Origin of the sequence: Kitasatospora atroaurantiaca, assembly GCF_007828955.1 — a bacterium.
Taxonomy (GTDB): Bacteria; Actinomycetota; Actinomycetes; order Streptomycetales; family Streptomycetaceae; genus Kitasatospora; species Kitasatospora atroaurantiaca.
On record NZ_VIVR01000001.1, the window covers coordinates 663342 to 673857 of the forward strand.

8 protein-coding genes are annotated in these 10516 nt (G+C 72.6%); 2 read left to right on the top strand and 6 right to left on the bottom strand.

Features of this window, described 5'->3' with window-relative positions; genetic code table 11:
- Positions 1-5: 5 nt before the first annotated feature.
- From FB465_RS03050 to FB465_RS03065, 4 genes are read right to left on the bottom strand one after another with little or no spacing between them, the layout of a single operon-like run.
- A complete protein-coding gene (locus FB465_RS03050) occupies positions 6-857 on the bottom strand; it encodes a sulfurtransferase (protein ID WP_246192471.1) in 852 nt (283 codons plus the stop codon).
- Positions 854-2257, bottom strand: coding sequence for an MBL fold metallo-hydrolase (locus tag FB465_RS36580; protein WP_145787378.1), 1404 nt, complete (start codon positions 2255-2257; stop codon positions 854-856). The genes FB465_RS03050 and FB465_RS36580 overlap by 4 nt, the downstream gene beginning before the upstream one ends.
- 49 nt (positions 2258-2306) lie before the next feature.
- The gene (locus FB465_RS03060; RefSeq protein WP_145787379.1) at positions 2307-3353 is read right to left on the bottom strand and encodes a sulfite oxidase; all 1047 of its coding nucleotides are present in this window, start codon (positions 3351-3353) and stop codon (positions 2307-2309) included.
- A gap of 32 nt (positions 3354-3385) precedes the next feature.
- Positions 3386-5488, bottom strand: a complete 2103-nt coding sequence (locus FB465_RS03065) for an ATP-binding protein (protein WP_145787381.1) — start codon at positions 5486-5488, stop codon at positions 3386-3388.
- 215 nt (positions 5489-5703) lie between these two features.
- Here FB465_RS03065 and FB465_RS03070 point away from each other — a divergent pair, with 215 nt between their 5' ends.
- Positions 5704-6669 carry a cytochrome c oxidase assembly protein gene (locus FB465_RS03070; RefSeq protein WP_145797100.1) on the top strand — a complete coding sequence of 322 codons (966 nt, stop codon included), beginning with the start codon at positions 5704-5706 and terminating at the stop codon, positions 6667-6669.
- Between the two features lie 85 nt (positions 6670-6754).
- On the opposite strand, the gene FB465_RS03075 is transcribed toward FB465_RS03070, so the two are convergent.
- Positions 6755-7468: a TetR/AcrR family transcriptional regulator gene (locus FB465_RS03075; protein ID WP_170290484.1), complete on the bottom strand. Its 714-nt coding sequence runs from the start codon at positions 7466-7468 to the stop codon at positions 6755-6757.
- A 127-nt stretch (positions 7469-7595) separates the two neighbouring features.
- On the opposite strand from FB465_RS03075, the gene FB465_RS03080 reads away from it, so the two are divergent.
- Positions 7596-9056: an MFS transporter gene (locus FB465_RS03080; RefSeq protein ID WP_145787384.1), complete on the top strand. Its 1461-nt coding sequence runs from the start codon at positions 7596-7598 to the stop codon at positions 9054-9056.
- 107 nt (positions 9057-9163) lie between these two features.
- Here the strand turns inward: FB465_RS03080 and FB465_RS03085 are convergent, their stop codons facing one another.
- Positions 9164-10501 (bottom strand): DUF2254 domain-containing protein, encoded by a 1338-nt coding sequence (locus tag FB465_RS03085; RefSeq protein ID WP_145787386.1) that lies wholly within the window; start codon positions 10499-10501, stop codon positions 9164-9166.
- Positions 10502-10516: the final 15 nt, after the last annotated feature.

The window sequence follows — 10516 nt, forward strand, 5'->3', positions numbered from 1 at the left end:
CTGTGTCAGCCCACCTCGACCGGGGCGCCCACGAGTGAGCCGTACTCGGTCCAGGAGCCGTCGTAGTTCTTGACCTCCGGGTAGCCGAGCAGCTCGGTCAGCGCGAACCAGGTGTGCGAGGAGCGCTCACCGATCCGGCAGTACGCGATCACCTCGCGGTCGGATGTGATGCCCTTGCCCTCGTAGAGGGTCCGCAGTTCGGCCGCCGACTTGAACGTCCCGTCGTCGTTGGCCGCTTGGGCCCAGGGGATGTTCGCCGCGCCGGGGATGTGGCCGGGCACCTGGGCCTGCTCCTGCGGCAGGTGCGGGGGTGCCAGCTTCTCGCCCCGGAACTCCTCGGGGGACCGCACGTCGACCATGCCCACATCCGTTCCGGCCTTCGCCAGCACCTCGCCGCGAAGGGCGCGGATCTCCGGGCGTTCCGGCCCCGCGATCGTGACGTGGGTGTGCTGGTAGTCCATCACTTCCTGGGTCATCGGACGGCTCTCGAGCTCCCACTTCTTGCGCCCGCCGTCGAGCAGCTTCACCCTGTCGAAGCCGCGCAGCCGAAGGATCCAGTACGCGTACGCCGCGAACCAGTTGTTGTTGCCGCCGTAGAGCACGACGGTGGTGTCGTCCTCCAGGCCCGCCGCGCCGAGCAACCTTTCAAGGGCCGCCCGGTCGAGGTAGTCCCGGCCGACCTCGGTGTGCAGGTCGGTGGTCCAGTTCCAGCCGACCGAACTGGGGATGTGGCTCTTGTCGTACGCCTCGGTGTCCTCGTCCACGTCGACGATCCGCAGTCTGCCGTCGCCCAGGTGGTCGGCCAGCCACTCCGTGCTGACCAGTGTCTCCGGGTGTGCGTAGCCGTTGGTACTCACAACTCTCTCCCTTCTGTCATTTCTGTCATCAGATCCCGTTCTGTCACTTCTGTCATCAGATCCCGTGCGCCGCCGCTGACGACGGCTGTCACGGGGATGCCCGCGCGATCGAGCAGACTGGCCGCAAGGGATGCCCGCCGCCCGCGTCCGCAGACCGTCCACACTTCGCGGTCCCGGGGGATCTCGGCCAGCCGGCCGGGCAGTTCGTCGATCGGGATGGCCAGCGCGCCCGGGACGGTCCCGGGCTCCGTCCGGAAGCGGACGTCCAGAACGCGAGGCCGTGGGTCGGACAGGACCAGGTCGGACACGCCGGCGGCCCGGAACGAGCCGAGCGCGCGGCCGCTGTCCAGCCATCGTGCGATCCCGCCGTCCAGGTATCCCCCGATGTCCTCGTAGCCGATGCGGAGCAGTTGGGTCACCGCCTCGGCCGCCGCCTCGGCGACCGGCTCCGGCAGCACCAGGACCAGCGCCGTTCCGAAGGGAACGACCTGCCCGAGCAGGGTGGCGAAGCCGTCGTCCAGCTCGTTGCAGAGCGAGCCCGGCAGGTGCGCCTCGGCGAAGGACCTGCGGTCGCGCGCGTCGACGACCAGCGCCCCGTACTCGACCAGCCGGGCGACCGCGTCCGGAGTCAGCGGCCGGATGCCCGGCGGACCGCCCAGCACGCGGGGCCCGGCGCGGTTGAGCGGCGCCATGTGCCGGTAGTACGCCGGGTACGGCGGCAGCCCGACGAGCCGCTCGCTGATGAACTGCTCCTCGTCCGCCGCCGCCAGCGCGGGGTTGGTGTGCCGCTGGGCGCCCACGGTCGTCGTCCGGTCGGCGGAGGCCGGGCCGGCCGCGCAGGAACTCCCGGCGCCGTGCGTGGGCAGCACCCGCGTGCCGTCCGGAAGCAGCGCGAGGCGCCGCAGCGAGCGGTACTGCGCCCGGGCGAGACCCTCGGTCCGGTCGGCGCCCGAGAGGTCGGTGCGGCCCGAGCTGCCGACCAGCAGGCTGCCGCCCGTGAACACGGCCTTCGGCGCCAGCTGCGAGTCGCCGAAGACCAGGTACGAGGTGTGCTCGGCGGTGTGCCCGGGCGTCTCCATGGCCCGGACCAGCACGTCGCCGACGGCGATCTCGTCGTCCTCGGCGAGCGGCAGGTGGTCGAAGGCGTACGCCGCGCGGGCCGGCCCGGCCACCGTGGCGCCCGTCGAGGCCCGCACTTCGAGGGCGCCGGAGACGTAGTCGTTGTGCACATGGGTCTCCAGGACGTACCGGATGCGCACGCCCCGCGACTCGCAGGACTCGAGCAGCCCCCAGCAGTCCCGCTGGGGATCGACCAGCGCGGCCTCGTCGCCGCTGACCAGGAGGTAGCTGGTGTCGCCCAGCGGGGTGGTGGTGATGACACCGATCTCGTACTCGTCCATGTCGGCCAACCTGCTCCGTCAGCGTTCCCTGTCCGTTCCCTGGGTCGGCTCAGCGGACCACCACGTCCACGGACGCGGCCGGATTGCACCCGTACCCCTGGGCGTTCCACGGCGTCTGCAGGGGCTGGGTGTCGCCGTCCGCGTCGGTGGCGCGGGCCAGCAGCCGGTGGTCTCCGGGGTGCTTCGCGGCCCAGCGCAGGGACCAGCCCGTCCACGCGTACGGGCCGGTCGGCGGCGAGAGCGTGGCGATGTGCCAGTCGCCGTCGTCCAGCTGCACCTCGACGCGTCGTACGGGCGTGCCGCCGGACCAGGCCCAGCCGTGGACGTCCACCACCGAGCCGCGGGGCACGGTCGTGCCCGGCCCCGGCGTGGTGATCATCGACTTGACCCGGACGGTCGTCACCGGCCCGTCAGGGGTGCCCTTCGAGTCGACGTAGACGTACTCGTCCGTCTGGAAGACGCCGGTGAACGGCCGGGTGACGGCGCGCGCCCCGACCAGCCACTTCACATCGGCCACCCCGTACTGGCCGGGGGCCACCAGTCGCACCGGCGCGCCGTGTTCGGGCGCCAGCGGCTCGCCGTTCATGTGTGTGGCGAGCAGCGTGTCCGGGTGCAGGGCGACGTCGAGCGCAAGGCTGCGTTCGAAGGCGACCTGGCGGCCGTGGGCCTCGCCGGAGTCCGCGCCGGTGAACACGAACTCCACCACGTCAGGGTCCACCCCGGCCCGATCGGCGAACTCGCGGAACGGCACGCCACCGAAGCGGGCGCAGCCCACCGCCCGCTCGCCCCAGGGCAGTCCGGGCGGCCGCGGGGTCATCCGGCTGCGGCCGTTCCCCGCGCACTCCAGCACCACGTCGATCTCCCGCCGCCCCATGGCCAGCAGCTCGTCGTACCCGAGCTCGTACGGCGCCTCCACCGCGCCGCCCAGGCTCAGCCGCCACCGGTGCGGGTCCAGACGCGGCATGCCGAAGTGGTCACGTACGAAGAACGCGCCGACCGGCGTGAGCGGCTGGGTCAGCGCGACCGGTGGCGTCTGGGCGTTGTACGGGTCGGTCGTCATCGTCTCGGGCGACAGGGGAAGAACCGTCCCGGCCATGCCACTCACCTCTCCGTCAGAACATCAGAACGTCAGATCAGTTGGAGCTCGACCGCACGCAGCGGCCGCTTCGCCCCCAGAGCCTCGAAGGTCGCGGCGGCCTCGGCGAGCAGCTCGCGTTCCGTCTCCTGCAGTGCACCGGCCGTCGCCGCCTGCACCTTCGACCGAGCCGCCCAGAACGGCTGCCGGGCCCGTCCGTACAGCTGGGCCGCAGCGAGGTGGCGACGGCGCGCCCCCGCCAGGTCGCCCTGCGCCCCGGCCAGCGCCCCGGCGGCGGACTCGGCCATCGCGCTCCACGCCGAGCTCTGGAACAGGCCGGCCACCCGCTCGGCCGCCCGCGCGTGCTCCGCCGCGCCCGGCCGGTCGCCGAGCGCCGCGAAGGCCTCGGCGGCCACCGGGTAGAGCAGCGCCGCGCAGCTGGGGCACTCGCCGTAGCGTGCGGCAGCGGCCGAGGCCGCCCGTGCCGCCCGCACCGCCTCCGCCGGTTCGCCGCGCTCGACCGCGTCGAAGGCCGCGGTCGCGTAGAGCCGCCCGAAGGCGTGCCGGGCGAGCGGGGAGATCGCCGCGGCCGCCATGCCCTGGCGCAGATGCTCCGCCGCCGCCTCGCTGTCGCCTCGGCCGGCGGCGAGTTCGGCGAGCCGTTGCAGCGGCAGGCCCGTGGAGCGGCCGCCGAGTTCCTCGTAGATCCGGGCGCTGCGCTCCAGGCAACCCGGTGCCTCGTCCCAGCGGCCCTGGAGCAGCAGCGACTCGCCGAGCAGGCACCAGCCGAACGCCTCCGCACGGCGCGCGCCGTGCGTGATCGCCAGGTCCAGGGTGCGCCGGGCGTAGTCCTCGACGCTGTCGTTGAGGCCGTCGCCGTAGAGGTGGTACTCCCCGATGCAACAGTGGATGTCGAAGATCCGCGCCAGCCGCTCGTCCCCGTCGGCGCCCGCGCCGATCCGCTCGATCTCGCTGCGCAGGCCCTCCCGCCATGCCCCGCGCATGTGGTGGACGATGGCCAGCGCCTCGTTCGCCGCCGCCACGTCGTCCGGTGTGCCGTACTGCTCGGCGGCCTCCCTGCTCGCCTCGGCGGCCTGCTGCGCCTCGGCGTAACGGCCCTTCTCCCACAGCCAGTTGGCCCGTACGTACTGCACCCGCCCGGCCTCGGCCCGGTCGGTCGAAACGGCCCGGTCATCCGGCGTCGCGAGCTCCTGCAACTGCCGCTCGGCGGCCTCGGTGTCGTGGTGCGCCAGGTGCGCCGTCGCCGCCTTGCGGTGGAGCCGGACCGCGAGTGGCCCCGGCTCGGCGGCCGCCAGCGCGGAGGTGTACGCGGCGGCGGCCCCGGCCGTGTCGCCCGAGAGCATCCGCAGATCGCCCACCTGCTCCCAGAGGTCGCCGGTGAGCTCCGGCTGGAAGACCTGGCCGGTCAGGATCTGCTCGCGCAGCCGCTCGGCGGCCGGGCCCGGTGCGGCAGTGAACTCACGCTCCAGGGCGGCCCGCAGCCGGTCGTACTCGTGCAGGGCCTCGTGCCGTCGCCCGGCCAGCGCGTACACCCGCATCAGCGCCACGGCGGCCTCCTCGTGCAAGGGGTCGGCCGCCAGGGCCCTGCGCAGCGCGGCGGCCGCACGGTCGACCTCGGCCCGCGCCTCCAGCAGCCGGCCGAGCTCGACCAGCAGGCCGAGGTACTCGGCCCGCAGCGTCTCCTCGCGCTCGACGGCCCACTCGGCGTACCGGTCCTCCGGCAGCAGGTCGCCGCCGTACAGCTCGATCGCCAGGTCGTACGCCGCCGGGTCGGCCGTCCGCCGGGCGAGCAGCGCCGCCGCCTCGAAGGCCTCGACGTCCACCCAGGTCACCGCGCGGCGAAGGCGCAGCTGCTCGCCGGACTCCAGGTAGCGGTAGGTCGCGGCCGGGTCCGGATCCAGCGTGCGCCGGGTCTCATGGAGCACCTTGCGCAGCTGGTTGGCCCCGGCCTCCGGGTCGAGATCCGGCCACAGCGCGTCCAGCACCTGCTCCCGGAGCAGCCGGTGGCCCGGCGCAAGCGCCAGAAGCTTGACCAGGCTCCGTGCCTTCCGGAGCCGCCACTCCCCGTCGGCGATCTCCCGCGGGCCCACCTGCACCCGGAAGCCGCCGAGAAGCTGGATCCGCAGTTCGACCATGCGACACCGCCTGCCCGCCGATATTTCGAATGTACGCCGGTTCTCGGGGGCGGGCCCCGAGAACGGACTCGCGGTGGGGTCGGCTGCGGGCCCGGCGTAAGCCCGGCCTAGGCTATGGGCCGAAGCAAAACGGACGAACCGGACCCCGCGGGTGCCCGATCGTGCGGACGGACGAGGGAAAGCAGGACGCGCCGATGGGCGACGGCATGGCAGGGATGCACCACCACGGGGGCATGGGCACGCTCGGACCGTTCACCCCCTCCTCCGCCCTCACCTGGTCCCCCGACTGGCCGTTCCTGATCGGCTGCCTGGTCGCGCTCGTCCTCTACGGCGCGGGCGCGGTGCGGCTGTGGCGGCGCGGCGACAAGTGGGCGGTCGGCCGGGTGATCGCCTGGGTGCTCGGCCTCGGCTCGATCACGCTGGTGACCTGCACGGGGCTGAACGACTACGGCATGGTGCTGTTCAGCGCGCACATGATGCAGCACATGGTGCTGTCCATGCTCTCCCCCATCCTGCTGCTGCTCGGCGCGCCGATCACGCTCGCGCTGCGCGCGCTGCGCCCGGCCGGCAAGGGCAGCGGCCGGGGGCCGCGCGAGCTGGTGGTGGCGCTGCTGCACAGCCGGTACGTCCGGGTGATCTCGCACCCGGGCTTCACCATCCCGCTCTTCATCGCGAGCCTGTACGCGCTGTACTTCACCCCGCTCTTCGACTTCCTGATGCAGTACAAGGTCGGACACATCGGGATGATGGCGCACTTCCTGGCCGTCGGCCTGCTGTTCTTCTGGCCGATCATGGGCGTCGACCCGGGGCCGCACCGGCCGGGCTTCGTGATGCGGATCATCGAGCTGTTCATGGGGATGCCGTTCCACGCCTTCTTCGGCGTGGCGGTGATGATGGCGACCGGCCAGCTGGTCACCACCTTCAACGCCGCGGTGGCGCCGCCCGGCACCAACCTGCTCAACGACCAGAAGATCGCGGGTGGCATCACCTGGGCCTTCGGCGAGATCCCGACGGCGATCGTGCTGATCGCGCTGACCCTGCAGTGGGCGAAGTCCGAGGAGCGGCAGGCCCGCCGCCAGGACCGGGCCGCCGACCGGGACGGCGACGCCGAGCTGGCGGCGTACAACGAGTACCTCGCCTCGCTGGACAGGCGCGGCCGCAAGATCGCCGACGCGAGCTGAAGCCCCTCTCTCGAAGCTCTCGAAGCCCCGCCTCACCCGAGGCGGGGCTTCGCCGTTGTCCGGGTCAGGCGCGCGCGGCGGGCGGTCAGCCGCGTCCCCGGCGGGCCAGGCCGGCCACCAGGATGTCGAGGCCGAACTCGAAGCGCTCGTCGCCGACGTCCCTGGTCAGGGGGCCGGCCATCGCGGTCACCAGCGGGTAGCGGTCGGCCGGGACGGTCTCGAAGAAGGCCCGGATCCGCTCGGCGTAGTCGTGCGAGTCATCCTCGCCGAGGTGCTGCCGGCTGCTCTCCTCGAAGGCCGTCGCGGTGACGAAGAGCGAGAGCAGGTCCACCCCGTACGCGATCGTCTGCTCGTCCAGCCCACCGGCCCGGAGGATCGCCAGCATCGCCTCGGCGCTGTCGAGGGCGTTCGGGGTGACCGGGACGTTGGCGGCCATCGCGGCGCGGGCCAGGTCGCCGTGGCTGGTGAGTACGGCACGCGCCCGGCGCAGGTGCTCCTTGAGCTGATCCTCCCAGCGGGACGGGTCGGGCGGCTCGACGGCGATCTCGCCGTACACCAGGTCCAGCACCTGCTCCAGCAGCTCCTCCTTGCTGCTGATGTGCGCATAGAGGCTGGCCGCACCCGTACCGAGCTCCTGGGCGACGCGGCGCATGGAGAGGGCGTCGAGCCCCTCGGACTCCACGATGGCGAGCGCCGCCCGGACGATCCGCTCGCGGGTGAGCGGCTGCCGCTTGGAACTCGGCTTCTCGCTCGCCTGCCAGGAATGGGGCCAGCTCGGACGCGGTGCGGCACTCGTCACGGTGGGAACCTCCGGGGTCGTCGACCTCCACAGATTACTTGACACGAACGCCGTTCCTTTGTAGAACACTGTTCGTCGCAAGAAACACCGTTCGTTCGGTCGAACGCCGTTCCAGAAGGGCGCCCGCATGGCGACTCACCTGCTCGAAGCACCACCCGAACCGCAGCTCTACCGCCGGCGCTGGCTCGCACTGGCCGTGATCCTCGTCGTCGAGGCGATGGACCTGCTCGACACCACCATCACCGGCGTCGCCGCGCCGGCCATCCACCGCGAGTTCGGCGGCAGCGAGTCGCAGATCCAGTGGCTCTCGGCCGCGTACACGCTCTCCTTCGCGGTGCTGCTGGTGACCGGGGCCCGCCTCGGCGACATCTACGGGCGCAAGCGCCTGTTCGTCCTCGGCGCGGCCGGCTTCACCCTCGCCTCGGCGCTGTGCGCTGCCGCGGACGGACCCGGCCTGCTGATCACGGCCCGCACCGTCCAGGGCGCCTTCGCCGCGCTGATGATCCCGCAGGGTCTCGGTCTGATCCGGACGATGTTCCCGCCCAAGGAGATGGGCGCCGCCTTCGGCCTCTTCGGCCCTGTGCTCGGCCTCTCCTCGGTGCTCGGGCCGACGCTCGGCGGCTATCTGGTCGACGCCGACTGGTTCGGTACGGGCTGGCGCATGATCTTCCTGGTCAACCTGCCGCTCGGCGCCGTCGCGGTCCTGGCCGGCGCGAAGCTCTTCCCCGCCAACGCGCTCACCCGCGCCGCCGAGGCCGTCCGGCTCGACCTGATCGGCGTGCCGCTGATCAGCACGGCGGCCGTGCTCCTGGTCTTCCCGCTGGTCCAGGGCCGCGACCTCGGCTGGCCCCTGTGGACGTACCTGAGCATGGCCGCCTCCGTGCCGGTCCTGCTGCTCTTCGCCCGCTACCAGCGCTTGGCCCAGCGGCGCGGCGGCTCGCCGCTGGTCGAACCCTCCCTGTTCGGCCGCCGTGCCTTCACCGCCGCACTGGCCACCGGCGTGGTGTTCTTCGGCGCGCTCTCGGGGCTGATGCTGGTCTTCACGCTCTACCTGCAGCTCGGGCTCGGCTGGACGCCGCTGCACTCGGGCCTGACGATGATTCCGCTCTCGCTGGGCATGGCCGGCGGCGCCGTCCTGTCCGGCGCGGTGCTCGGTCCCAAGTACGGGCGGCGGGTGCTGCACGGCGGGCTCGTGGTGGCCGCGCTCGGCGCCCTGGGCGTGTGGGCGACCACCGCGCACTGGGCCGGCTCGCTGACCAGCTGGGAGCTGGCGCCCGCGGTGCTGGTGACCGGCTTCGGCCTGGGCCTGATCATGGCCCCCTTCTTCGACATCGCCCTCGCCGGGGTCGAGGAGCACGAGGTCGGCTCGGCCTCCGGCGTACTGAACGCCGTCCAGCAGCTCGGCGGGTCCGTCGGTGTCGCGGTGCTCGGCACCACCTTCTTCGGCTGGGCCGCCTCCGACGGCTTCCAGCACGCGGCGGGCTGGACGCTCGGGCTCGCGGCGGCCGGCCTGGCCCTGGCCTTCGCCGTGGCCTTCCTCCTGCCCGAGCGCGCCCGGCCACACGAGGAGGCGGCCGCCGGTAGCTGAGGCAGCGGGGCAACCACAGGGGCGGGCGGGAACTGCGCGAGACGGAAGGCAACGACCTGTGCCCTACCGCTTCGCGCAGTTCCTCGCGCCCCTGGGATACCCGATTCTCAGCCGATGCCCTGGCGGTCGGGTGTCAGCGCGAAGCTGCGGTTCTGCGGGTCGGCCACGCTCGCCGCGACCGCCCGCTCCAGCAGGTCCCGTTGGACCAGCAGGGGCGGGCGGCGGTCGTCCTTGGTGATCCGCAGCAGGTCGTCCAGGGCCGCCGCGAGCCGACGGGTGACCTGGGGCTGGGCGGCACCGCAGATCCTGATCTCGGTGAAGGCGAGGTCGATCGCGGACGGCCAGTCCGGCACCGGCTCGACCAGCCGGACCGTGCCGTCGCGGTCCCGGAACTGCAGATCACCGAACGGCAGATCCACCAGCAGGGCGAGCAGCTGATGGATCCGGTCGATCGCCTGGACTGCGGTGGTCGGATCGTTGACCGCCGGCGAGAGCGCCCGGATGGCGATGTCGACCAGCTGGCGGAAGCCGAAACTCAGGTCCTGGTGCATGGTCCGGTCGACGCCCACGTTGAGCGCGGAGGCGATCCGGGCGGCTCGCGGGATGCGGTCACCGGAGACGAGCACGACGGGGGTTCCCGGCGCGATGAAGTCACCGATCCGCGGGACCAGGTGGAGGACGGCGTCGTGCCTGCGCGCCAGCCGGACCAGCCGCCGGATGTCGATGTCCCGCAGCACCCCGGAACGCCCCGCGTACAGCAGGGTCGTCGGGGCCGTCGGCGAGTCCGGGGGTTCGAGGTCGGGTGGCATCAGCCGGTACTGGGCGATGGTCGCGAGCGACTCGGTGGCCACCCGGTCGATCACGTGCGGCACCCGCAGCAGACGCATGGTGGCCTGGACGTACAGCACGAACAGCGCCAGGCTGACGACGACCAGCAGCGTCGCGACCACGCTGGACACGACGGGGACGGAGACGACCTTGGTCGGGTCGGTGGTGTCGTCGTAGCTCAGCTGCACGAGCAGTGCGAAGAGGAAGGTCGCCAGGCAGACCGAGAAGGTGGCCTTGGTGAGCCGACTGCGGACGTACAGGCGCAGAACACGCGGGCTGAACTGACTGGCGGCCATCTGAAGGGCCACCAGGGAGATGCTGAAGACCACGGCGATGAAGGTCAGCATGGCGGAGCTGACGGTGGACACCACGCTCTTCGCGGCGCCGCCGAAGGCCAGCAGGTCCGCCGCCGTCCCCGTCTCCTTGATGGTGAGGGCGACGACCTTCTCGTCGAGCCAGCCCGTCGTGCCCGCGAGGACGACCGCAGCGAGGCAGGCGACCAGCGGCGCCGGCCAGAACGACTCCCGCAGGTGCTCGCGCAGCGGGGACAGCGGGCGGTAGCGAGGGCGGCGAGGCGAGTGAGGGCGGTGGCGCGGCTGGGCCTGGCTGGGGCTCATGATCCAGGCTAGGCC

Coding starts and splice junctions, on each gene's coding strand:
- FB465_RS36580 (WP_145787378.1), bottom strand. CDS start 2,257: ATGGACGAGTACGAGATCGGTGTCATCACCACCACCCCGCTGGGCGAC.
- FB465_RS03060 (WP_145787379.1), bottom strand. CDS start 3,353: ATGGCCGGGACGGTTCTTCCCCTGTCGCCCGAGACGATGACGACCGAC.
- FB465_RS03065 (WP_145787381.1), bottom strand. CDS start 5,488: ATGGTCGAACTGCGGATCCAGCTTCTCGGCGGCTTCCGGGTGCAGGTG.
- FB465_RS03070 (WP_145797100.1), top strand. CDS start 5,704: ATGCACCACCACGGGGGCATGGGCACGCTCGGACCGTTCACCCCCTCC.
- FB465_RS03080 (WP_145787384.1), top strand. CDS start 7,596: ATGGCGACTCACCTGCTCGAAGCACCACCCGAACCGCAGCTCTACCGC.
- FB465_RS03085 (WP_145787386.1), bottom strand. CDS start 10,501: ATGAGCCCCAGCCAGGCCCAGCCGCGCCACCGCCCTCACTCGCCTCGC.